Annotated in this window: 23 protein-coding genes; 12 read left to right on the plus strand and 11 right to left on the minus strand. The window is 69.1% G+C overall.

What is annotated here, in order from left to right; genetic code table 11:
• Positions 1 to 107: 107 nt before the first annotated feature.
• From AC5RVZ_RS19915 to AC5RVZ_RS19930, 4 genes are read left to right on the plus strand one after another with little or no spacing between them, the layout of a single operon-like run.
• Positions 108 to 1058 (plus strand): siderophore ABC transporter substrate-binding protein, encoded by a 951-nt coding sequence (locus AC5RVZ_RS19915; protein WP_494067447.1) that lies wholly within the window; start codon positions 108 to 110, stop codon positions 1056 to 1058.
• A gap of 51 nt (positions 1059 to 1109) precedes the next feature.
• Positions 1110 to 2138 (plus strand): ABC transporter permease, encoded by a 1029-nt coding sequence (locus AC5RVZ_RS19920; protein WP_494000395.1) that lies wholly within the window; start codon positions 1110 to 1112, stop codon positions 2136 to 2138.
• A complete protein-coding gene (locus AC5RVZ_RS19925; RefSeq protein ID WP_494067448.1) occupies positions 2131 to 3138 on the plus strand; it encodes an iron chelate uptake ABC transporter family permease subunit in 1008 nt (335 codons plus the stop codon). Before AC5RVZ_RS19920 ends, AC5RVZ_RS19925 begins: the two co-directional genes overlap by 8 nt.
• Positions 3135 to 3893, plus strand: a complete 759-nt coding sequence (locus AC5RVZ_RS19930; protein ID WP_494067449.1) for an iron ABC transporter ATP-binding protein — start codon at positions 3135 to 3137, stop codon at positions 3891 to 3893. Before AC5RVZ_RS19925 ends, AC5RVZ_RS19930 begins: the two co-directional genes overlap by 4 nt.
• A 78-nt stretch (positions 3894 to 3971) precedes the next feature.
• On the opposite strand, the gene AC5RVZ_RS19935 is transcribed toward AC5RVZ_RS19930, so the two are convergent.
• Positions 3972 to 4571: a maleylpyruvate isomerase family mycothiol-dependent enzyme gene (locus AC5RVZ_RS19935; RefSeq protein WP_494067450.1), complete on the minus strand. Its 600-nt coding sequence runs from the start codon at positions 4569 to 4571 to the stop codon at positions 3972 to 3974.
• Positions 4572 to 4658: 87 nt separating this feature from the next.
• A complete protein-coding gene (locus tag AC5RVZ_RS19940; protein WP_494067451.1) occupies positions 4659 to 4850 on the minus strand; it encodes a hypothetical protein in 192 nt (63 codons plus the stop codon).
• 145 nt (positions 4851 to 4995) lie between these two features.
• On the opposite strand from AC5RVZ_RS19940, the gene AC5RVZ_RS19945 reads away from it, so the two are divergent.
• From AC5RVZ_RS19945 to AC5RVZ_RS19965, 5 genes are all read left to right on the plus strand, one after another.
• Positions 4996 to 6258, plus strand: a complete 1263-nt coding sequence (locus AC5RVZ_RS19945) for a THUMP-like domain-containing protein (RefSeq protein WP_494067452.1) — start codon at positions 4996 to 4998, stop codon at positions 6256 to 6258.
• Positions 6259 to 6348: 90 nt separating this feature from the next.
• Positions 6349 to 7497, plus strand: a complete 1149-nt coding sequence (locus AC5RVZ_RS19950; RefSeq protein WP_494025465.1) for a glutamate--cysteine ligase — start codon at positions 6349 to 6351, stop codon at positions 7495 to 7497.
• Positions 7498 to 7594: 97 nt separating this feature from the next.
• Complete coding sequence (locus AC5RVZ_RS19955) at positions 7595 to 7801, plus strand: hypothetical protein (protein ID WP_494067453.1); 207 nt, start codon at positions 7595 to 7597, stop codon at positions 7799 to 7801.
• Between the two features lie 136 nt (positions 7802 to 7937).
• Complete coding sequence (locus AC5RVZ_RS19960; RefSeq protein WP_494067454.1) at positions 7938 to 9086, plus strand: zinc-dependent alcohol dehydrogenase; 1149 nt, start codon at positions 7938 to 7940, stop codon at positions 9084 to 9086.
• Positions 9087 to 9097: 11 nt separating this feature from the next.
• Positions 9098 to 9673, plus strand: a complete 576-nt coding sequence (locus AC5RVZ_RS19965) for a hypothetical protein (RefSeq protein WP_494067455.1) — start codon at positions 9098 to 9100, stop codon at positions 9671 to 9673.
• Here AC5RVZ_RS19965 and tsaD read toward each other — a convergent pair.
• The 6 genes from tsaD to alr form a co-directional block, all read right to left on the minus strand.
• Complete coding sequence (gene tsaD / locus AC5RVZ_RS19970; protein ID WP_494067456.1) at positions 9670 to 10737, minus strand: tRNA (adenosine(37)-N6)-threonylcarbamoyltransferase complex transferase subunit TsaD; 1068 nt, start codon at positions 10735 to 10737, stop codon at positions 9670 to 9672. The genes AC5RVZ_RS19965 and tsaD overlap by 4 nt on opposite strands.
• Positions 10734 to 11267 carry a ribosomal protein S18-alanine N-acetyltransferase gene (gene rimI, locus AC5RVZ_RS19975; protein ID WP_494067571.1) on the minus strand — a complete coding sequence of 178 codons (534 nt, stop codon included), beginning with the start codon at positions 11265 to 11267 and terminating at the stop codon, positions 10734 to 10736. The genes tsaD and rimI overlap by 4 nt, the downstream gene beginning before the upstream one ends.
• 38 nt (positions 11268 to 11305) lie before the next feature.
• Entirely contained in the window at positions 11306 to 11974 is a 669-nt protein-coding gene (gene tsaB, locus AC5RVZ_RS19980) for a tRNA (adenosine(37)-N6)-threonylcarbamoyltransferase complex dimerization subunit type 1 TsaB (RefSeq protein ID WP_494067457.1), read from the minus strand.
• Between the two features lie 152 nt (positions 11975 to 12126).
• A complete protein-coding gene (locus AC5RVZ_RS19985; protein ID WP_494012659.1) occupies positions 12127 to 12564 on the minus strand; it encodes a VOC family protein in 438 nt (145 codons plus the stop codon).
• Positions 12565 to 12744: 180 nt separating this feature from the next.
• Complete coding sequence (gene tsaE, locus AC5RVZ_RS19990) at positions 12745 to 13437, minus strand: tRNA (adenosine(37)-N6)-threonylcarbamoyltransferase complex ATPase subunit type 1 TsaE (protein WP_494067458.1); 693 nt, start codon at positions 13435 to 13437, stop codon at positions 12745 to 12747.
• A 13-nt stretch (positions 13438 to 13450) separates the two neighbouring features.
• A complete protein-coding gene (alr, locus tag AC5RVZ_RS19995; RefSeq protein ID WP_494067459.1) occupies positions 13451 to 14761 on the minus strand; it encodes an alanine racemase in 1311 nt (436 codons plus the stop codon).
• A 215-nt stretch (positions 14762 to 14976) separates the two neighbouring features.
• On the opposite strand from alr, the gene AC5RVZ_RS20000 reads away from it, so the two are divergent.
• Positions 14977 to 16314, plus strand: coding sequence for a family 4 glycosyl hydrolase (locus AC5RVZ_RS20000; RefSeq protein WP_494067460.1), 1338 nt, complete (start codon positions 14977 to 14979; stop codon positions 16312 to 16314).
• A gap of 90 nt (positions 16315 to 16404) precedes the next feature.
• Positions 16405 to 16716, plus strand: coding sequence for an MmcQ/YjbR family DNA-binding protein (locus tag AC5RVZ_RS20005; RefSeq protein WP_494067461.1), 312 nt, complete (start codon positions 16405 to 16407; stop codon positions 16714 to 16716).
• An 85-nt stretch (positions 16717 to 16801) separates the two neighbouring features.
• Here AC5RVZ_RS20005 and AC5RVZ_RS20010 read toward each other — a convergent pair whose 3' ends face one another.
• Both AC5RVZ_RS20010 and AC5RVZ_RS20015 read right to left on the minus strand, forming a co-directional pair.
• Positions 16802 to 19402 carry an MMPL family transporter gene (locus AC5RVZ_RS20010; protein WP_494067462.1) on the minus strand — a complete coding sequence of 867 codons (2601 nt, stop codon included), beginning with the start codon at positions 19400 to 19402 and terminating at the stop codon, positions 16802 to 16804.
• Positions 19403 to 19406: 4 nt separating this feature from the next.
• Positions 19407 to 20039 carry a TetR family transcriptional regulator gene (locus AC5RVZ_RS20015; protein WP_494067463.1) on the minus strand — a complete coding sequence of 211 codons (633 nt, stop codon included), beginning with the start codon at positions 20037 to 20039 and terminating at the stop codon, positions 19407 to 19409.
• A 158-nt stretch (positions 20040 to 20197) separates the two neighbouring features.
• Here AC5RVZ_RS20015 and AC5RVZ_RS20020 point away from each other — a divergent pair, with 158 nt between their 5' ends.
• On the plus strand, positions 20198 to 20659 hold the full coding sequence (locus AC5RVZ_RS20020) for a DUF3817 domain-containing protein (protein ID WP_494067464.1): 462 nt from the start codon (positions 20198 to 20200) through the stop codon (positions 20657 to 20659).
• Between the two features lie 180 nt (positions 20660 to 20839).
• Here AC5RVZ_RS20020 and AC5RVZ_RS20025 read toward each other — a convergent pair whose 3' ends face one another.
• Positions 20840 to 21289, minus strand: coding sequence for a hypothetical protein (locus AC5RVZ_RS20025; RefSeq protein WP_494067465.1), 450 nt, complete (start codon positions 21287 to 21289; stop codon positions 20840 to 20842).
• Positions 21290 to 21589 lie beyond the last annotated feature (300 nt).

Here is a 21589-nt window from a genome sequence, read left to right on the forward strand (position 1 = left end):
AAGGCTAACCTAACCCGGTAGCTTTCAAGCTGCGCGCAAATAGCAAACGTTTATGTTGCCTAATGCCGGTCCCGCCCGGGGCGGCGTTGACGAACAATGGAGAGTCAGTGAAAAAGCCCCTGAAGTCCGGCCTGGTGGCCATGACCGCAGCCGTTTCCATGCTCGCCCTGAGCGCCTGCGGCCAGCAGACCGACGCCGCGGCAGGCACCGACGCCGAGACGATCAGCGTAGAGCACGCCTCCGGCACCACCGACGTGCCGGTGAACCCGGAGACCGTCTACACCTTCGATCTGGGGGTGCTGGACAGCCTCACCGCCCTGGGCGTCGAGGTCGACGGCGTCCCGGAGGCGGCCGTGTTCCCCGAATCGCTGGCACAGTACGCCGGGGACGAATACACCAAGATCGGCTCCATGAAGGAACCCGACTTCGAGGCGATCAGCGAAGGCGCACCCGACCTGATCATCATCTCGGGCCGTACCGCCGAGGCCTACGGGGAACTGAGCAAAATCGCCCCGACCATCGACCTGAGCGTGGACACCGCCGCTCCGATCGAGAGCTTCAAGGAAGTCTCCGCGACCCTCGGCGAGATCTTCGGCAAGGAAGCCGAAGTCGACGAAAAGCTGGCGGCCATCGACACCAGGATCGAGGACACCAAGGCCGCAGCTGCCGACGCCGGCACCGGCCTGGTGCTGATGACGAGCGGCGGCGAGATGACGGCCTACGGCGCCGGGTCCCGGTTCGGCATCGTGCACGATGTCCTGGGCGTGCAGACCGCCGCGGACGTGAAGTCCGAGGGCCCGCACGGCGAGGCCATCTCGCACGAATTCGTGGCCGAGGCCAACCCGGACCACCTGTTCGTGATCGACCGCGACTCCGCCGTCGGCGAATCCGGGGAGGCCGCCGCGGCCGTCCTGGACAACGACCTGGTCAACGGCACCAGCGCCGCCAAGAACGACAGCATCACCTATTTGGATTCGGCCTCCTGGTACCTGGTGGGCTACGGCCTGAATAATACGGACGCCATGATCAGCGCCGTCCAGGCAGCCATCACGAAGTAGCACCCGTACGGCCGCCGGCGTCCGCCGGCGGCCTGCGCGGTGGCCCGACCCATGGCTTCCTCCACGATTTCCAGTCCGGCCCCGGCGGCAGCAGCCGCGGCGGGACGCTCCCGCGCCCGCGGATCCGGTTCCCAGCTCGCCTGGGCGGCCACCGCCGTCGTCGTCCTGGCCATTGCCAGCATGTTCGTGGGCGTCAGCGACGTGTCGCTGCCCGCGCTGCTGGCCGGTGACCAGAAGGCCTGGGACATCTTCTGGATCAGCCGGCTGCCGCGCACCCTGTCGGTCATCCTGGCCGGCGCGGCGCTGGGGATTGCCGGGCTGATCATGCAGCTGATGGCGCGGAACAAATTCGTGGAGCCGTCCACCGTGGGCACCGTGGAGTCCGCCTCGCTGGGCATCCTGGTGGTCACGGTGGCGATCCCCGGTGCCACCTTGTTGGCCAAGATGTCCGTGGCGACCGTGTTCGCGGCCGCCGGGACCGGCCTGTTCCTGCTGGTGCTGCGCCGGATCCCGCTGCGCAACACGCTCATTGTGCCGCTAGTGGGCATCATGCTGGGCGGCGTCATCGCCGCGGTGACCACGTTCTTCGCCTACCGCTTTGACCTGCTGCAGACGCTGAACAGCTGGATGATCGGCGACTTCTCCGGCGTGCTCCGCGGCCGCTACGAACTCCTCTGGATTGTCGCGCTGCTCGCGGTGATCGGCTACCTGTGCGCGGACCGGTTCACGATGGCCGGCATGGGGCAGGAATTCTCCACCAATCTGGGCCTGCACTACGGCCGGATCCTGACGCTCGGGCTGGTCATCGTCTCGCTGATCAGCGCCGTGGTGGTGGTCAACATCGGCGCCATTCCGTTCCTGGGGCTGGTGGTGCCCAACCTGGTGTCGCTGGCATTCGGTGACAGCGCCCGCCGAGCCGTTCCCTGGGTGGCAGTCTTCGGTGCGGGCTTTGTGCTGCTGTGCGACATCATCGGCCGCACCATCCGCTACCCCTACGAGATCCCGGTGGGCGTGATCGTCTCCGCCGTGGGCAGCGCCGTCTTCCTGTACCTGCTGCTGAGGACCCGCAAGAATGGCTGATTCGGTACTTCCGGCCGCGCTGACGCCGCACAAGCGCCGCACCCTCACCACGGTCCGGCCGCGGACCTGGATCATCCTGCTGGGCCTGCTGACGGCCGGCCTCGTGGCGGTGTTCATGACCATCGACCTGCGCGGCAACCTCGGCTACATCCTGCCCCGGCGTGCCATCAAGGTCGGTTCGATGCTGCTGGTGGCGTACGCCGTGGGCGTGTCCACCGTGTTGTTCCAGACGGTGACCGCCAACCGGATCCTGACCCCGTCGATCATGGGCTTCGATGCCCTCTACATGCTGATCCAGACCGGGCTGACCTTCGCCATCGGCGGGCAGGCGCTGCTGAGCCTGGGCGCGCCGGTGCGCTTCGTGATCGAAGTGATGCTGATGGTGGGCTTCTCCTTCCTGATCTACCGCTGGCTGTTCACCGGCGGCGGCAAGAGCCTGCACCTGATGCTGCTGGTGGGCATCGTGTTCGGGACCATGTTCCGCGGCATCTCCTCGCTGCTGCAGCGGCTGATCGATCCGAGCGAATTCATCATCCTGCAGGACCTGTTCTTCGCCAGCTTCAACAACGTGGACGGCGTGCTGCTGGCCGTGTCCGTGGTGGCCGTGGCCGCGGCCACCGTCCCGGTCTGGCGGATGCGCCGGCAGCTGGACGTGCTGGCGCTGGGCCGGGACACGGCGCTGAACCTGGGCGTGGACCACAGGCGGGCCGTCACCACCGTCCTGATGCTCTGCGCCATCCTGGTCGCCGTTTCCACCGCGCTGGTGGGCCCGATCACGTTCTTTGGCCTGCTGGTGGCCAGCCTTGCCTACCTGCTGTGCTCGCACTTCCGGCACGTGTACGTGCTGCCCATCGCCGTGCTGCTGGGCGCCATCGCCCTGGTCGGAGGCCAGCTGGTCCTCGAGCAGGTGTTCAGTTTCGATACCGCGCTGAGCATCGTCATTGAATTCGCCGGCGGCGTCCTGTTCATCGCCCTGCTGCTGAAAGGCTCCATCAAATGATCCACGTCTCCGGAGTCTCCAAGACCTACGGCACGCAGACCGTGGTGGACGACGTCAGCTGCTACATCAAGGACGGCGGCATCACCTCGATCATCGGGCCGAACGGCGCCGGCAAGTCCACGCTGCTGTCCATGGTCTCCCGGCTGCTGCCCATGGACGCCGGGGCGGTGACCATCGACGGGCTCGACGTCGGCAAGACCGCGGGCAAGGAACTGGCCCGCAAGATGGCCATCCTGCGCCAGGACAACCAGCTGACCGTCCGCCTGACCGTGCGGGACCTGGTGGGCTTCGGCCGTTTCCCGCACAACAACGGCCGGCCGGGCCCGGCCGACCTCGTGCAGATCGAGCAGGCGCTGGCGTACCTGGACCTGACGGCGATGGCGGACAAGTTCGTGGACGAGCTCTCCGGCGGCCAGCGGCAGCGGGCGTTCATCGCCATGGTGCTGGCCCAGGACACCGACTACCTGCTGCTGGACGAGCCGCTAAACAACCTGGACATGAAGCACTCGGTGGAAATGATGCGGCTGCTGCGCCGGCTGACCGACGAACTGGGCAAGACCGTGGTGCTGGTCATCCACGACATCAACTTCGCGTCCTGCTACTCGGACTCGATCATCGCCATGCGCTCCGGCCGCCTCGTGCACCAGGGTCCGCCGGCGCAGATCATGCAGCCGGACGTGCTGCGCGACGTGTACGACATCGACATCCGCATCGAGGAGATCGAGGGCAACCGGATCGGCGTCTACTTCGCCTGACGCCGGACGGCGGGGTTGGTGCCGGCCCGGGCCGGCGGGGTTGTGGCGGGCGCAGTCCCACCCGACGCCCGCACGGCGTCAGACCACGGAGAAATCGCCGGGCAGCATGGTCCGCCCGGTCAGGGCCAGCAGCACCTGGGCTCCGTCGCCGCGTTCGGCGGCAATCTCCATCGCCAGCCGCCCGGCTTCCAGCTCCACATTGCGCGGCAGTTCCGCCACCAGGCCGCAGGCCCGGGACAGGTCGAGGGTGTGCACCGCAAGTTCGAAGATCCGGGTAGGCAGGTAGTCGCTGAAGCGCATCCCGCCGGCGGCCGTCTCGATGACCCGGTCCTCGGTCAGCGGCAGCGTGTTTTCCAGCTGGGCCAGCAGCCGGTCCACCATATCCACCGGGTCCGGGCCCAGCTCCTTGCCGGCTGCCATGGCCCGCTCGGTGACGCCGGGATCATTGGCCAGTCCGGTGGCCAGGTAATAGTCAGCTGCCGATTCTACCTGGATTGTCTTGGCGGGGCGCCCCAAGTAGGTCAGCACCGTGGACAGCGCCCGGCTGGTATGTCCGGCGAGCGTCCGGACGCTCCAATCGTCCAGCCCGGGTGCGTTCCATGCGGTCGGCGGCACGTTTGCCAGCACCTCGCGGAAGTACCGGCCCGCGGACAGGAACGTTGCCGCCGATTCGATCATGCGCCCATGCTACGGCCGGCAGGCGGCCGCGACCAGCGTCGCCCTTCGTCCTGGCCGATCCTGCCGGAAACGGCCGTCGCGGGTCGTTCAGGCGAGGCGCCGCAGCTCCGGCTTCCAGCCCGCAGCAGGCGCAGCGACGCCTGCTGCGACGTCATCCCAGAGGGCCTGCCAGCCCCGGTGTGCCCTGTTGCCGGCTTCGATCAGCTCGCCAAGTTCCGCTTCAATCTCGGCTTGGCAAGCGTCTGTATCAATGTCGTACCCGTCGATGGATGTGGACATCGTGCACGCCTCCTCACAGTAAGCTTCCTTACCGACCCTACGGAGTCCCAGCATATCCCGCTATGGGGAGAACTACCCATCGCCGCTTTAAAGGCACGAATCGGCCGGTCCGCCGGCCTGAATCCGCTGCACTAGGCTTGAAACCATGGCACCCGAGACCCACGCCGAGAGCATTGCACCGATCCTCACTCCGGAAGGCTGGGAGCTGCTGAATTCGCTCGGCCCCTATTCCGAAGCGGAAAGCCTGCACACCGGCACCGAGTTGCGCAAGGCCGGCCACTCCCCCGAACTGGTCTCCGCCGCCATGACCCAGTCCCGCCTCCGTGCGAAGGCCACGGCGAAGTTCGGTCCCTTCGCGGAAAAAATGCTGTTCACCCCGGCGGGGCTGGAACAGGCCACGCGGCTGAACATCGCGGCCCTGCACGCCCGACGGTTCCAGGCCGCCGGGGTGGAGCACGTCGCGGACCTGGGCTGTGGAATCGGCGCAGACGCCATGGCGCTGGCCAGCCTGGACCGCAGGGTCACCGCCGTGGAACGGGACGAGACGACCGCCGCGGTGGCCACCATCAACCTGATGCCGTGGCCGACCGCGACCGTGGTCAACGCCGATGCGGAGGGACTGGACCTCACCGGGATCGACGGCGTGTGGCTGGATCCGGCGCGGCGGACGACGACGGCCTCGGGCACCACCCGCATCTTCGACCCGGAGGCGTTTTCTCCGCCGCTGTCCTTCGTGGAGAGGCTGGCCGACCGGGGAATGCCGGTGGGGGTCAAGCTGGGCCCGGGGATTCCCCATGAGGCGCTGCCGGACAACTGCGAGGCCCAATGGGTATCCGTCGACGGCGACGTGGTCGAGGCGGCGCTGTGGTTCAACCGGCTGGCGCGGCCGGGCATCCGGCGGGCGGCCTTGGTCACCGGAGCCGGCGGCACCGCCGAACTGACCAGCGCCGTCAGCTACGACCCGGCCAACCAGGACGTGGCAATCGGACCGGCGGCGGGCTACCTGTACGAGCCCGACGGCGCGGTGATCCGCGCCGGGCTGGTGGCAGACCTCGCCCGCGGGCTGGGCGGGCACCTGCTGGATGAGCACATCGCGTATATCTGCGCCCCGCACCTGCAGCCAACGCCGTTCGCCCGGGCATACCGGGTGCTGGAGGTCAAGCCGTACAACGTCAAGAAGCTCAAGGCCTGGGTGAAGGCGAGCCGGATCGGCACGCTGGAGATCAAGAAGCGCGGCACTTCGGTTGCCCCGGACGAGCTGCGCAAGACCCTCTTGACCGGTTCCGGCAAGGGGCCGAACAAGGCGACCCTGGTGCTGACGAGGGTCGGCGAGGACCGGATCGCCATCGTCGTCGAGCCCGTCCCCGCCGCCGGGGCCCGCAGCCGCGAGCGCAGCGCGAGGCCTTGACGCACTAGAATCAAGCTGTGTCTTGGCCCCGCGGCCCCAGCAGACCCATACCTCCGGCGGCAGCCGGTCCAGCCAAAGACGGAGCAACGTTTGTACATCGATTTCGCACGGTCCGCCCAATCTTCCCTCGGGGTTGAGTGGGAGCTGGCGCTGGTGGATGCCCAGACCGGCGAACTGGTCTCGGTGGCCGAGCAGGTGCTGGACGCCGTCCGCGCCGGGCATCCGGAGCTGCGGGACGATGACGAGCACCCGCACGTGAAGCAGGAGTTGCTGCTGAACACCGTGGAGCTGGTCACCGGTGTCTGCAACACCGTCCGTGAGGCCAAAGCGGACCTGAGCAGCGCCCTGGCGGCCGTCCGCGACGTCACCGACCCGATGGGGGTGGAGCTTTTCTGCGCGGGCAGCCATCCGTTTGCCGCGCCGCGGTTGCAGCCGGTTACCGACAAGGAACGCTACGCCAAGCTGATCGACCGTACCCAGTGGTGGGGGCACCAGATGGTGATTTACGGCGTGCACGTGCACGTGGGCCTTGACCACCGGGACAAGGCCCTGCCGGTGTTGGACGGGCTGGTCAACTATTTCCCGCACTTCCAGGCGATCTCCGCCTCCTCCCCCTTCTGGGCGGGAGAGGACACCGGCTACGCCTCGCAGCGCGCGCTGATGTTCCAGCAGCTGCCCACCGCGGGGCTGCCGTTCCAGTTCCCCAGCTGGGCGGTGTACGAGGATTACGTCGAGGACATGTTCACCACCGGGGTGATCGACACGATCAGCGAGATCCGCTGGGACATCCGGCCGGTTCCCGCGCTGGGCACCATCGAGATGCGGGTGTGCGACGGGCTGTCCACGCTGCAGGACGTCGGGGCCGTGGCCGCGCTGACGCAGTGCCTGGTGGACGAGTTCTCCACCGCCCTGGACAACGGCTGGGCCATCCCCACCATGCCGCCGTGGCACGTGCAGGAGAACAAGTGGCGTGCCGCCCGCTACGGCATGGACGCCATCATCATCCTCAACGCAGCCGGCAAGGAAATGCCGGTCACGGAGCACCTGCGCGAACACGTGCTGAACCGACTGGAACCGGTCGCCCGGAAGCTTGGCTGCAGCGACGAACTGGCAGACGTGGAGAAGATCCTCGAGGCCGGCGCCGGCTACCAGCGCCAGCGCAGGGTTGCCGCCGAACACGACGGCGACCTGCGCGCCGTCGTCCTCGACGTGGTCAGCCAGCTTCGCGGGAGCAACTGAGAGCCCGAAACCGGTCCCGTTTGGTCCCGAACAGGCGTAGGCTCTGCCCCAAGGAAACACCCGAGGAAACAGAGCCGGATGCGGGAAAGGGCTGGGCATGGCCGGGGAAAAGCATGCTGACGACGAGGCGCTGTACCAGGCGGAGGCCCCTGTCCCGGAGCAGGACTCCGACGCGCCGCCGCACGCCGGCTCGGCCAGCCTGGATGCCGCCATCGAACCGGACGTCGAGCGCGGGCCCGAGGACCGGCCGGAAGACGGCGACAAGGACCCGGCGTCCCCCCAGGAACCGGAAGACGGCGGCTAGGACCGGCCATCCCCGTCTCCGGCCGCACGGTCTCCCGGGCGCTGGCCTCTTCGACGCCTGAGGGCCCTTGACCGTTGCTCACCGGGCGTGTGAAGCTTGCGGGCACTCGACTATCCGCTTCCTCAAGGAGGCACCGATGAGAGCCATGGTGTACCGCGGGCCCTATAAGACTCGGGTGGAAGAAAAAGACATTCCCGCCATTGAACACCCCAACGATGCCATTGTCCGGGTGACGCTGGCCGCGATCTGCGGCTCGGACCTGCACCTCTACCACGGCATGATGCCCGATACCCGGGTCGGGATGACGTTCGGCCACGAGTTCATCGGTGTGGTCCACGAGGTGGGGCCGTCGGTCCGGAACCTCGCGCCGGGCGACCGGGTCATGGTCCCGTTCAACGTGTACTGCGGCTCCTGTTACTTCTGCGCGCGGGGCCTGTACTCCAACTGCCACAACGTGAATCCGAATGCCACGGCGGTGGGCGCCATCTACGGCTACTCCCACACCTGCGGAGGCTACGACGGCGGCCAGGCCGAATACGTCCGGGTGCCCTTCGCCGACGTCGGACCCGCCCTGATCCCGGACTGGATGGACGACGAGGACGCCGTGATGCTCACCGACGCCCTGCCCACCGGCTACTTCGGGGCGCAGTTGGGCGACATCGTCGAAGGCGACACCGTGGTGGTGTTCGGGGCCGGACCGGTGGGGCTGTTTGCCGCGAAGTCCGCCTGGCTGATGGGAGCGGGGCGCGTGATCGTCATCGACCACCTGGAGTACCGGCTGGAGATGGCCCGTTCCTTCGCGCATGCGGAAACCTACAACTTCGTCGAGTACGACGACATCGTGGTGCACCTGAAGAAGGTGACGGATGACCTGGGGGCGGACGTGGCGATCGACGCCGTGGGCGCCGAGGCGGACGGCAACCTGGCCCAGCACCTCACCTCCGCGACGTTCAAGCTGCAGGGCGGCTCGCCCGTCGCCCTGAACTGGGCCATCGATTCGGTCCGTAAGGGCGGGACCATTTCCGTGATGGGCGCCTACGGTCCGATGTTCAGCGCCGTGAAGTTCGGGGACGCCCTGAACAAGGGGTTGACGCTGCGGATGAACCAGTGTCCGGTCAAGCGCCAGTGGCCGCGGCTGTTCGAGCACATCCGCAACGGTTACCTGAAACCCAACGACATCGTCACCCACCGCATACCGCTGGAGCATATCTCCGACGGCTATCACATTTTCTCGTCGAAACTCGATGGCTGCATCAAGCCGCTCATCGTGCCGAATGCCGGCTAGGAGACTCCGCGATGCCCTACAGAGCCGAAAAACCCGAGCGCAGGCATACCAGCGAAGAACTCCGCGCCCGGATCCCGGGCTGGGGTGCCGACCTGGATCCGAAGGACCGTCCGGCCGTGCCGAAGGAACGCTTCGATCCCGGAGCCACCGGCGCGCACTGGGATTTCCCAGACCGCCAGGAGGAGAAATGGCCGCGCGAGCGATCCCTTGAGCACCGCATGCTGACGCCCGTCTTCGGCACGTCGACGCCGCCCAAGGGACTCTCGGGTGCGATGCGGCGGTACTCCTACCGGAAGTACAGCGAGGCGCGGGCGGCCCACTGGCTGATCCTGCTGGCCGCCGACCGGGTCGATGCCTGGGAAAGCCACCTTCGCTCCTTCGCGACCCGGCGGCCGGACAATCCCGTCACTGAATCCGGTGTGCGCAGCGAGTTCAGCCATCATGGGCTGGCCTCCCGGACCGGGACGAAGCGCGCGGACCTGAGCCATCAATGGCTCGACCCGGTCATCGTGGCCGGTCCCTGGCTGGCGGCAGGCGGCCTGGCCGCGCTGGCGGCCAGGGGCCTGGTCCGGCGCCTGCGCGCCTAGAGGTGCACGCTGGTGACCGGCATCGACGAATCCGGAGCGAATTCGAGGCCGGAGGGCCTGCCGCCGGCCATGACGACTTGGGCGCCGAGCGCGGCGACCATCGCCCCGTTGTCCGTGCACAGGGACACCGGGGGCACGCGCAGGGAGATGCCGTGCGCCGCGCAGCGTTCCTCGGTCAGCGCCCGCAGCCGCGAGTTCGCCGCAACGCCGCCGCCGAGCAGCAGGTTGGTGACGCCGTTTTCGGTGCAGGCCAGCATCGCCTTCGCGGTGATGACGTCCGCCACGGCTTCCTGGAAGGACGCGGCGATGTCGGCCACCGGCAGTGGTTCCCCGGCGGCCTCGAACTGCTCCACGCAGCGGGCGACGGCCGTCTTCAGGCCGGAGAAGGACCAGTCATAGCGGTGCGGGCCGGGGGCCTCGGCCGAGCCCATGTATTTGGGCTGGCTCAGTCCGCGGGGGAACCGGATGCGCCTCGGGTCGCCCTCCCGCGCCAGTTTGTCGATCGCCGGGCCGCCGGGATAGCCCAAGCCCAGGATGCGGGCCACCTTGTCGTAGGCTTCACCCGCCGCGTCGTCGATGGTGGAGCCGAGCAGTTCGACGTCGTCGGTCAGGGAGCGCACGCGCAGGATCTCCGTGTGTCCGCCGGAGACCAGCAGCGCGCCCAGGTTCTCCGGCAGCGCTCCCCCGTCCAGCACGCCGACGCCCACATGGGCGACCAGGTGGTTGATGGCGTACAGCGGCTTGCCGGTGGCCAGCGCCAGGGCCTTGGCCGCGCACACGCCGACCATCAGGGCGCCGGCCAGCCCGGGGCCGGAGGTCACCGCGAGCGCGTCCACCTCGCCGAGGGTGACGCCGGCCGTGTCCAGCGCCTGTTCCAGCGTGGGGATGAAGGCGTCGAGGTGGGCGCGCGAGGCGATCTCCGGGATCACTCCGCCGAAGCGCACGTGTTCCTCCATCGAGGAGGACACCGTGTTGGCCAGGAGCGTATCCCCGCGGACGATGCCCACGCCCGTTTCGTCGCAGGAGGACTCGATGCCCACCACCAGCGGTTCGGTGCGGTTCATCGCGTGTCCTCCGTCGTCTCGGGTTCGTGGTTTGTCCGGCCGGTCCCGGTGCCGCCGTCGGTGCCGGTGCCGGTGCGGGCCCCGGCGCCGGGAGCACCTGCCCAGTCCTTGAGGCGCAGCCGCATGATCAGGGCATCAACGCCGCCGCGGTAGTAACGCGGGCGCACGTGGATCTGCTCGAAGCCGAACCAGCGGTAGAGCCGCTGCGCCCGGGGGTTGTCCGCGCGCACTTCCAGCAAGACGTCGTCGGCCCGCTGGCTGCGTGCCAGGTCGATCAGCAGGGTCAGCAACGTGGTGCCGATGCCTTGCCCCTCGCGCTCGGGGACCACCGCAATGGTCTGCACATCGGCGATCGGCCGCACGCACATCAGCCCGGCGTAGCCGATCACCGTGCCGAGCGCGTCCTCGGCCACATAGTAGCTGCGGGTGTCCTGTGCCAGTTCCTCGTAGAACATCTCCGTCGGCCACGCGTCGTCCGGGAACAGCTTCCGTTCCAGCGCGTCCACGGCCGGTACGTCGGCCTCGGTCATCGGCCGGATGCCGCCCGCCGGCCGTAGCGTGCGGGCGGTCACAGGGCGCGCTTCCGCGGTCCGGGAACCTTGGCATCGGACTCGCGCAGGTACAGCGGCGTGGTGTCCGGCAGGGCAAGCCCCTTGTCCAGGCGGGCGACGGCGGTGCGGCCCAGCGCTTCGGCGGTCGGCTGGGTGCCGCCGTACTCGGTGACGGCCAGCAGTTGCTCCGGGTACAGCCCGGCGCCCATGCCGTAGGCCGGCAGGCGCGGAACGTCCGAGGGCGCGCCGACATGCGGGCCATCGAGCAGTTCGTGCGTGCCGCCGGTACTGCGGTAGCGCGCCCAATACACTTCCTTGCGCCGGGCGTCGGTGGCCACCACGAACTCGTCCACGCCGGCGCGCCACGCGTCCGGTGCGGCGTCCACGGCGATGGCGTCCAGGCTCATCGCCCCGTGCAGCGGCTTGCCCCAGGCGAAGGCCAGCGCCCGTGCGGTGGTGATGCCGGAGCGCAGGCCGGTGAACGGTCCCGGGCCAACCCCCACCACCAACGCGTCGATGTCGGCGCCGGTGACGTCCGCCGTCGTCATGATTTTGCTGATTCCGAGGGCCAGCACCTCGGCGTGGGTGCGCGTGTCCTCGGTGGCAAACGCGGCCAGGGTCTCCCCTTGTCCGGCCAGCAACGCGGCGCTGGCGATGGCGGAGGTATCAATGGAGAGAATGAGCACGCGTCAATTTTACTTGAGGGACGCGGGGTGACTTTCGGGCGCCGATCAGGAGGTGCCGGGCCGCGGCCTGGACAGGGTGCCGGGCCGCGGCCGGGACAGGGTGAGGGCCCGACCGGCGGCCGCGGAGGCGGGCCATGTTTTCGGGTCGGCTCTCACGCCTGCGGTGTGCCGGCTTCCTGCGGCGTGCCGGCGATGTTGACCAGCCATTGGATGCCGAACCTGTCCGTGCACATGCCGAAGGTGTCGCCCCAGGGCGCTTTTTGCAGCGGCTCCGTGACGTCGGCGCCGTCGATCAGCTTTTCCCAGTAGCCTCGCAGTTCGGCCTCGTTGTCGCCGCTGAGCGAGAGCGAATGGCTGGACCCGGGGGTGTATTCCATGCTGGCGGGGGTGTCCGCTGCCATGAGCACCAGCCCGCGCTCGGTGGACAGTTGCGAGTGCATGATCTTGTCGGTCTCCGCCGGGTCGTCGCTGGCCTGGAAGTCGCCGAAAGTGTTCAGCGTCAATTCGCCGCCGAACACCGACTGGTAGAACGTCATGGCTTCCCTGGCCTGGTCGCGGAATCCCAGGTACGGGTTCAGCTTGGTCTCCATGGCGGGCCTCCTCGTGGTCTGATGACGCCATCGATTATGGACCTGCGCCCGGGGGCCGTGAAGACCGCGGGCTCCCCCGGGGTCCCCGCCCGGCTAAATTCGCCCGCGCCGATGAAACGGCGGTGTCTGGCCGCCCGGCGGCGCCTCCGCAAGAGGCGCGCGGGGAAAATGTCCTGCGGGTCAGGCAAACATGTACGCGGCCCAGCGCGGCCCGTAGGCGGCCATGCGGATCAGCCGCGGCTCGCCGTCGTCGGGCTCGTCAAAGTCGAGCACGACGCCGGTGCTGCGCTGCGCTGCGGCGGCGCCACCCGCGGCGGCCTGGACGGCGGCGTCGCCCGGCACGGCGGCGCCCGGTGCCGCACCCTGCGGCCCGGCCGGCGCTCCCTCGGCGGGCCGGTTCGCCAGGTCTGCCCCGGTGGCCCGGACCAGCGAAATGTCCAGCCAGCTCTCGGAGAGGTGCTCCACCCGGCCGCGGCCCCACTCGACCACGGTCACGGCCTGGTCCATGGTGTTTTCCAGGTCGATGTCGTCGATCTCCCCGTCTGACTGCAGCCGGTAGGCATCCACGTGGACCAGGTCCGGCCCGCCGTTCATGCTGGGGTGGCTGCGGACCAGCACGAAGGTGGGGGAAATGATGCCGGGACGGACGCCGAGTCCTTCTCCCAGCCCCTGGGTGAAGGTGGTCTTGCCCGCCCCCAACCCGCCGCTGAGCACCACCAGGTCGCCCGCGCGCAGGATCCTGCCCAGCCGGGCGGCGAGCGCCTGGGTTTCCTCGGCCGAGCCCACGTGGAACTCGCGCTCCCACACCGGCGAGGCCGGTTGCTGCTGCGTCATGGCAGGTGCTCCCCCTGTCCGGTCGGCGTCATCGTTCATGTCAGCGGCGCCTTCATGCCAGCACGGCGCCGGGATCCCCGGCGCTGTCGGTGTTCCGGTCGTCGATCGCCGCCAGCGCCGCCCGGACTTGGGCCGCCGCCGCTGCCTGCTCGGCCGCGGATGCCGTGACTCCGGGTGCCGCGGCCGCCGGAGTGCCGACCTCGCCGCCCTCCCGTTGGTCGGCGGTTCCCGTGTAGTAGCGCGGGACCCGCTGGCTGACGCGGGTGACGATCTCGTAGTTGATGGTTCCGGCGCCCGCCGCCCAGTCCTGCGCGTCCGGGACGTCCCGGCCCGGCCCGAAAACGATCACTTCCTCGCCCACGAGGTCTTCGGCGTCGGTGGTCCTCAGGTCCACCACGAACTGGTCCATGGCCACCCGGCCCACCACGTCATAGCGGCGGCCGCGGATGGACACCTGGACGTTGGCGGCGCTGCGCGGAATGCCGTCCGCATAGCCCAGCGGTACCAGCACCAGCGTGGTCGGCCCGGAGGTGAGGTAGCTGAGCCCATAGGAGACGCCCTGGCCGCTGGGCACCTGTTTGCAGTTGGCCACCCGTGCGCGCAACGTCATGGCCGGAACCAGCCCGAGTTCCTCGGGGGTCTGCCCCTCGAAGGGCGAGAGCCCGTAAATGCCCAGCCCCACGCGGACCATGTCGAAGTGCGCGTCCGGGCGGCTGAGCGTACCGGGCGTGTTGGCCAGATGTCGGACCTCCAGATCCAGCCCCGCGTTCTCGGCCACCGCTACAGCCTCGCGGAAGCGGTCCACCTGCCCGTCCGTCTCAGGCCGGTGCGGTTCATCGGCGACCGCCAGGTGGGAGAAGACGCCGACCACCCGCAGCAGCCCCTGTTCCTGGTACTCCACGGCCCGGTTGATCAGGTCTTCCCAGAGGGCCGGCGGGCAGCCGTTGCGACCCAGCCCGGTATCGATCTTCAGGTGCACGCGTGCCGGCCGTTCGAGCCGCCGGGCCGCCTTGACCACCGGCTCGAGTTCCCAACCGGACACGCCGACGTCGATCCCCGCCTCGATGCCCGCGGCGAAGTCAGTGTCCGGGGTGTGCAGCCAGGCCAGGATGGGGGCATCGATGCCCGCCGCGCGCAGGGCCAGCCCCTCGGTGAAGTGCGCAGTGCCCAACCAGGACGCACCGGCTTCCAGTGCCGCCCGGGCCACCGGGACCGCACCGTGGCCATAGGCGTCCGCCTTGACCACCGCCATCACGCGGGCGGGGGCCGCGACCTCGCGCAGGTGCCGCACGTTGGCGCGGATGGCGGCAAGGTTGATGACGGCTTGGCGGTCATAGGGCAACGGTGACGTTGTAGAGCTCACGGATCCATTCTCCCATCCGAAGCATGCTTCCGGCTGAAGGCCTGCGCCGCGGAGCGCAATGCACCGCGGCGAGCGCGGTCAACGATCTTCGGCCCGGGCGCAGGTTCAGCCGCCAGGGCTTGTGGTTGGCCCTTGCTGGCACAATACAAGCAAGGGCCGCGTCCCGGGCTGCGGGCGGCCGATCGTTATGCAATGTCAATCGTTCGGGGGAAGCAGTGGCAACACTTGCCATACTGGGCGGCGGCGGGTTCCGGGTGCCGCTGGTCTACCGCGCGCTGGCCAACGGATCCGCGGCCGGCCTGGTGGACCGGCTGGTGCTCCACGACGCCGACGCAAGCCGCCAGCAGGCGATCGTCCGGGTGCTGGAGGACGCGCCCTTGCCCGGAGGCGGCCGACCGCCGAAGATAGAGTCCGCCCGGGACCTGGATAGCGCCCTGGCCGGCGCCGACGTCGTTTTCTCGGCCATCCGTCCCGGCGGCACCCTGGGCAGGACGCTGGACGAACGCGTGGCAACCCGGCTGAACCTGCTGGGCCAGGAGACCACCGGCGCTGCCGGGATAGCCGCGGGCCTGCGCGCTGTCCCCGCCGCCCTGCACATCGCCCGGCGGATGCGCGAGCTTTGCCCCGGTGCGTGGCTGATCAACTTCACCAATCCCGCCGGGCTGGTCACCGAAGCCGTCCTGCCGCTGCTCGGCCATCAGGTGGTCGGGATCTGTGACACGCCCATCGGGCTGGTGCGCCGCGCGGCGAGGGCAGCCGGGGTCACGCTGCACCGCGGCTCGCTGGCGGGCGTGGATTATGCGGGCCTCAACCACCTGGGGTGGCTGCGCGGGCTGGAGCACGAGGGCCGGGACCGGCTTCCCGCTTTGCTCGGCGACCCGGGGCGGCTCCAGTCGTTCGAAGAAGGCCGGATCTTCGGCACGCGCGAACTGCAGGTGCTCGGTGCCATTCCGAATGCCTACCTGTTCTATTACTACTTTCGCCGGGAGGCCACCCTGGCCCTGGCCGGCGCCGCCCAGACCCGTGGCGAGTCCATCCACGAATTGCAGCAGGAGTTGTACGCCAGGCTGCAGGCTTCCGGAACCCCCTACGCGGATTGGGAGGATGCCCTGCGCCGCCGCGAGGAGGGCTACCTGTCCGAGGCCCGCGACATCGGCGTCTCGCGCGACGAACAGGACCTGGCCGCCGGCGGCTATGAGCAGGTGGCCCTGGACGTGATGCGCGCCCTGCTGTCCGGCGAGCGCAGCGAGCTGATCCTCAACGTCCGGAATGCCGGCACCATCCCGCAGCTGCCGGAGAACGCCGTCATCGAGGTGCCGTCGGTGGTCGGTGCGGACGGCGCCCGGCCCCTGCCGGTGAAGCCGCTGACCCTGCACCAGGCCGGACTGATGACGCAGATCAAGGCCGTGGAGCAGGAGGTCATCCGCGGCGGGCAGGGAGACCGCGCGGCGGCCCTGCGGGCCTTCATGATCCACCCGCTGATTACCTCCGGCCACGTGGCCCACCGCCTGCTCGCGGCCTATGAACAGGCCCACGGATACCGCTGGAGCTGACCGGGACCTGATCGCCGCCTCGGGCCGGCCGGTCAGGTCGGCCCGCCGGGGAGGCTGGCCCGCTGGCGCCGCGCGTGGCAGGGTGAGGGCATGCCCACCGAGGACGATGTGCGCCGCCTCTGCCTGGCCCTGCCCGGCGTCACGGAGCGGCCCAGCTGGGGCCAGCCCGCCTGGTTCGTCAAGTCGCTGATGGCGCGGATGTGGGAGCCGGGCGTGCTGACCGTCAAGTCCGACGAGCGCGACGCCCTGGCCGCGACGGCCCCGGACGTCTTTTTCTGGACCCCGCACCACGAGCGTTCGCCGCTGCTGGTGCTGATGCGCCTGGACAAAGTCGAGCCCGGCCATCTCGAAGAATTGCTCGACGAATCGTTCCGGCTCGCCGGAGGCCGGCACAGCCGCTGACCTGCATTGGCGTTGGCCGGCACAGTCGCTGCCCGCCTCCGACCAGCGCAGCCGCCCTGCGGCGGGGCCGAGCCCGTCCGGGGCCTTAGCGCGCCCCGGCGGGCTGCGCCTCGGCCCGCTCGGGCCGCCGGGCGTGCTGCACCAGCTGGGCGCCTTCCACATCCACGTCCGGGAGCACCCTGTCCAGCCACGCCGGCATCCACCAGGCCGCCTTGCCGAACAGGTGCATCGCCGCCGGGATCAGCGTCATCCGCACCACGAACGCGTCCAGCAGCACGCCCAGGGCCAGCGCGAAGCCGATCGGCCGGACCATGGTCAGGTGGGAGAAGATGAATCCGGCGAACACGGAGACCATAATGATCGCCGCGGCCGTGACTACCTTGGCGCCGTGGTTGAAGCCGCTGACCACGGCGGCCCTGGCGTCCTCGCCGTGTGCATAGGATTCGCGCATGCCGGCGACCAGGAACATCTGGTAGTCCATCGCCAGCCCGAACAGCACGCCGATCATGATCATCGGCAGGAAGCTCAGGATCGGCCCGGGGTCGTGGACGTCGAAGATGCCGCCCAGCCAGCCCCACTGGTAGATCGCCACCACGGCGCCGAAGCTGGCACCGAGTGACAGCAGGAAGCCCGCGGTGGCCAGCAGCGGCACCAGGACGGAGCGGAAGACCAGCAGCAGCAGGATCAGGGAGAGCCCGATCACGATGGCCAGGTAGACCGGCATGGCGTCCGCCAGCTTGTCGGAGACGTCGATCTGCATCGCCGGCTGCCCGGTCACGGAGATCGCGACGCCGGTATCCTGCTCGAGTGCGCCGGCCTGCGCCCGAAGGTTATGGACCAGCTCCTCGGTGCTTTCGGCGGCCGGGCCTTCTGCGGGAATGACTTGGAGCACGGCGGTGCGCCCGTCTCCGCTGGTGCCGGTCGGAACGGCCGCGGCGACGTGGTCCATCGCCCGCAGCTCCTGCGAGAGCCGCAGCAGCGCCTCATCGGTCTCGCTGCCTTCCAGTCCCGCCGGGAGGTCGGCCACCACGATGAGCGGGCCGTTAATTCCCTCGCCGAAGCTCTCGCCCAGCTGGCGGTAGGACTGGTAGGCCGTCGAGTCCGCAGGCTCGGAGCTGCCGTCGGGCAGGCCCAGCCGCAGCTCGGCGGCCGGCACCGCCATCGCGCCCAGCACCGCCATGCCCGCGACCAGCGCGAGCCACGGGTGCTTCGTCACCGTCTTGCCCCAGCTGCGCTTGGGGTCGTTGTGGAAGTGCGCCTCACGCTCCGTGGTCTCCGCATCGGCGGCCACCGGGCCGGGCAGGCCGGCCTTGGCCCACGCGCGTTGGGAGAGGATGCGCCTGCCCATGATGGCCAGCATCGCCGGGGTCAGGGTCAGGGCGACGACGACGGCGACCGCCACCGTTGCGGCTCCGGCCAGTCCCAGCACCGTCAGGAACGGGATGCCCGGCACCGCCAGCGCGGCGAGGGCGATGATCACGGTGAGCCCGGCAAAGAGCACTGCGTTGCCGGAGGTGCCGGTGGCCCGGCCGATCGATTCGACCAGCGGCACGCCGGAGAGCAGCTGGGTGCGGTGGCGGTTGACGATGAATAGGGAGTAGTCGATGCCCACGGCCAGGCCCAGCATCAGCGCCAGCACCGGCGAGACGGAACTCATCTCGATGACACCGCTGAGCGCCATGGTGCCGCCCACGCCGACCCCGACGCCCACGATCGCCATCAGCAGCGGCAGTCCGGCCGCGATGAGCGTGCCGAGCATGAGCACCAGCACCGCGGCGGCCACGGCGATGCCGATGATCTCGGCTGCTCCGAACAGGCTGGAGATGTCTTCGACGATGTCCTTGCTGTACTCCGCCCGCAGGCCCGGCACCAGGCCGGCCTCGGTGACCTGCTGGACCTGTTCGCGGTCCTCCTTGGAAACCTCCATCATGCCCTGCTCGAACTGGACCTGGACGAAGGCGGCCGAGCCGTCCCCGGATACGAACCGCAGCCCCGCCGAGGACTGCTCCCGCAGCTTCCCCGCCTCCAGATCGGCGACGCCTGACTCGTACTCCGCCCGGCCGTCTGCCAGCTGCCGTTCGGCTTCCGCCAACCGGGCCCGTGCCGTCTCCAGCTGCGCCCGCTGCGGCTCCAGCCGGGCACGTGCCTGCTCGGCCATCGCCGCCTGGCCGGCTGCCTCCAGCTGCCCGATCTGCGCCTCCGCCGCCTTCAGCTGCTGCAGGCCCGGCTTTAGCTGCGCCTTGCCCGCATCCAGCTCGGCCTGGGCGTCCTCAAGCCGTTGTGCGGCGGCTTCGAGCTTCTCTTCGCCGTCGGCGATCGTCCGTGGCGCCTTGTCCAGGGCGGCCTGCAGTTCCACCGGGTTCGTGGCGTTCTTGACCGCGTCCAGCTTCGTCAGGTCCGCGGCGATGGCCGCGATGGCGTCCTGGTGCCCGGCGGTGAACGCGCGGCCGTCCACCGTCGTGAACACGATCGTGCCGAGGCCGCCCGAGGCGGCCGGCATTTTCTCCCGCAGGTCGTCCGCCACCGCTTGGGCGGGAGTGCCGGGAATGGTGAAGCTGTTGGAGAGGGTGCCCATGAAGGCAGCGACGGATCCGCCGACGGCGACCATGACCACCAGCCACGCGGAGACGAACCACCAGCGTTTCCGCGCGGCGAGCTTACCGAGTCTGTAGAGCAGTGAGGCCACGGGGTCAGTCCTTGGGATAGTGGTTGAAGCCGCTGCGCAGCATGTCAAGGCTCTCGAGCAACTGCTGGCGGAAGGCCGACGGTTCGGGTGCCCCGCCGGCGGGGGTTTGGGTTGCGGCCATGCGCATGGCCGCCTGCGCGCAGGCGATCAGCGATCCGGCAAGCGCCGTGACCATCAGCTCGCCGGCGCTGTCCGGCAGCCGGGGGCGCAGCCCGTCTTCGAGTGATTGCCTGGCCTGGCTCCAGGCTTGCAGTTGCACGCGCTCCAACTGGGCGTCGTCTATACCCATCTGGTAGATCTCGCACAGCAGCGCAAGCCGGCTCTGGCTGATCTCCCCGCCGAAAGTGGCCAGGACCGCGTCCATGATCGGTTCGTCGTCCGGCCGCTCATCGAGCCGCTTAAAGGACTCGGCCAGGAATTCTTCCACCGGCCGCGTGACCGCCGCCTCGACGGAGGGGAAGTAGTTGAAGAAGGTCCGGCGCGAGACGCCCGCCTCTGCTGCCACCTGGTCCACCGTGAAGCCGCCCGGCCCCTGTTCCCTGGTCAGCCGCAACGCGGCCGCGGTGATGGCGCCCCGCGTGGCCGCCTTGTTGCGTTCACGGAGCCCTTCCAGGGGCACCGAGGTTCCTGCGCTCATCGGGCCAGTGTAGGGCTAAGTTGCACACCATGCAAAATTGCCTTGGGTGCATGATATTTCAGGTGTGGCCGGGTCCTCGGCTAAATTAGTGGGGATGCCCCTCCCCGTAGGACACCCCCTGGCACCTTGCCGACGCCGACTAATCTCCTAGGACGTTCATGTCTCCCCGCACCCTGTTCCGCACCGTCGCCTTCGCCGAAGCCGTGACGTGGACGCTGCTGTTGCTGGCCCTGCTGCTGCGGGCGCTGGTGCCGGAAGCACGCCTGGCGGTCAGTATCGCGGGCGGCCTGCACGGCTTTGTTTTCCTCTGCTATGTCGTCAGCACCTGCTTCACGTGGGTGAACCAAAGGTGGTCTGCGGGCCGCGGCATCCTGGCCGTGGTCTCCGCCGCCATCCCGTTTGCGACGATTCCCGTGGAGAAGTCGATGGACCGCAACGGCCTGCTCGGCGACGTGTGGCGGCTCGGCGCCGGCGGTGACGCGCCGCGCGGTTTCCTCGAGAAGCTGCAGGCGGCAGTGCTCGCCCGCCCGTTGGCGGCCATCGCCGTCGTCGTCGTCGCCGTCGCCGCCGTCTTCGGCTTGCTGCTCTACCTGGGTCCGCCGGATACCTGGTTCGCCTAGAACCGGACCACAGCCCGACCGCACCAGCGAGGAGCCGCCGGCACACCGTTCCGGGTGCCGACGGCTCCTCGCTGCCGTTTGAGTGATGCGGTGGCCCAAGACGGTGGGGAGGACCGGGAGATCCCTGTCCTCCCCACCGTTGGGGTACACCCGAGGGATACCTACCCTAAGGGCGGTCTCCTAGTGGTGGCCGTGGCCGTTGTCGTCGTCGTCGCACCGGAACTTCACGCGGTCGCTCGATACCCATCCGTCGGCGCGGCTGTAGCTGACCGCCTTATACGTCTTGCCGCACTTCAGGTCGTCGCCACGGACGGTGAAGTCGCCGTCATCGGTCCGGACGCGGAAATGATCCACGACCTTATGCTTGGAGACGTTGATGATCCAGACATGGACGCGGTTCGCTTCGTAGCCCTCGCCCCTTACCCGGTAATCGCCGTCATCATAAATGCGCAGCGACAGCTCGGCGTCGCCGTTGCCGTTGCCGTGGTCACCTTTGTCTTCGTGGGAATGCGAAGCAGGCACCGCCACGCTGCTGGCACCGGCCGGTGCCGCCAGGCCGATTGATGCGAGAAGTCCCAGGAGTACGCCGGTCACCATCAACCACACGCGCAGTCTTGCTGAAGTTTTCATTACTGAGAGTGCTTCCGTGCTTTTACGGGAGGCCAGGAACGCGGAAGGCGCGTCCGCCTGTCATCGATGAGCGGCCTGGCGGGGCCCCCCGGCTTCCTATCGCCGCTGCCGCTCACTGGTGCCGGAAAAAAGACGGGACTGCCCCCGGCCCAACAGAAGTTACTTGAGGTTGCCATCCCTCGGGAGGATCCTGCCTCCGGTGCCCCGCACCCTGCCCCAAGGTGCGGTTGGCACGTCTACAGCGTAGTGGAAACAGGTATCGCCGGGTACCCCGTCACGCGGTTTTTCCGCGCTGGATCA

This window comes from Arthrobacter sp. Cza30, assembly GCF_059090765.1.

What these genes read in the sequence shown, in the direction of transcription:
- AC5RVZ_RS19920 (WP_494000395.1), top strand. Translation starts at nt 1,110, where the DNA reads ATGGCTTCCTCCACGATTTCCAGTCCGGCCCCGGCGGCAGCAGCCGCG.
- AC5RVZ_RS19935 (WP_494067450.1), bottom strand. Translation starts at nt 4,571, where the DNA reads ATGATCGAATCGGCGGCAACGTTCCTGTCCGCGGGCCGGTACTTCCGC.
- AC5RVZ_RS19985 (WP_494012659.1), bottom strand. Translation starts at nt 12,564, where the DNA reads ATGGAGACCAAGCTGAACCCGTACCTGGGATTCCGCGACCAGGCCAGG.
- AC5RVZ_RS20005 (WP_494067461.1), top strand. Translation starts at nt 16,405, where the DNA reads ATGCCCACCGAGGACGATGTGCGCCGCCTCTGCCTGGCCCTGCCCGGC.
- AC5RVZ_RS20020 (WP_494067464.1), top strand. Translation starts at nt 20,198, where the DNA reads ATGTCTCCCCGCACCCTGTTCCGCACCGTCGCCTTCGCCGAAGCCGTG.
- AC5RVZ_RS19945 (WP_494067452.1), top strand. Translation starts at nt 4,996, where the DNA reads ATGGCACCCGAGACCCACGCCGAGAGCATTGCACCGATCCTCACTCCG.
- tsaE (WP_494067458.1), bottom strand. Translation starts at nt 13,437, where the DNA reads ATGAACGATGACGCCGACCGGACAGGGGGAGCACCTGCCATGACGCAG.
- rimI (WP_494067571.1), bottom strand. Translation starts at nt 11,267, where the DNA reads ATGACCGAGGCCGACGTACCGGCCGTGGACGCGCTGGAACGGAAGCTG.
- AC5RVZ_RS19930 (WP_494067449.1), top strand. Translation starts at nt 3,135, where the DNA reads ATGATCCACGTCTCCGGAGTCTCCAAGACCTACGGCACGCAGACCGTG.
- AC5RVZ_RS20025 (WP_494067465.1), bottom strand. Translation starts at nt 21,289, where the DNA reads ATGAAAACTTCAGCAAGACTGCGCGTGTGGTTGATGGTGACCGGCGTA.
- tsaD (WP_494067456.1), bottom strand. Translation starts at nt 10,737, where the DNA reads ATGAACCGCACCGAACCGCTGGTGGTGGGCATCGAGTCCTCCTGCGAC.
- AC5RVZ_RS19925 (WP_494067448.1), top strand. Translation starts at nt 2,131, where the DNA reads ATGGCTGATTCGGTACTTCCGGCCGCGCTGACGCCGCACAAGCGCCGC.
- AC5RVZ_RS19965 (WP_494067455.1), top strand. Translation starts at nt 9,098, where the DNA reads ATGCCCTACAGAGCCGAAAAACCCGAGCGCAGGCATACCAGCGAAGAA.
- AC5RVZ_RS19960 (WP_494067454.1), top strand. Translation starts at nt 7,938, where the DNA reads ATGAGAGCCATGGTGTACCGCGGGCCCTATAAGACTCGGGTGGAAGAA.
- AC5RVZ_RS20015 (WP_494067463.1), bottom strand. Translation starts at nt 20,039, where the DNA reads ATGAGCGCAGGAACCTCGGTGCCCCTGGAAGGGCTCCGTGAACGCAAC.
- AC5RVZ_RS19955 (WP_494067453.1), top strand. Translation starts at nt 7,595, where the DNA reads ATGGCCGGGGAAAAGCATGCTGACGACGAGGCGCTGTACCAGGCGGAG.
- AC5RVZ_RS19940 (WP_494067451.1), bottom strand. Translation starts at nt 4,850, where the DNA reads ATGTCCACATCCATCGACGGGTACGACATTGATACAGACGCTTGCCAA.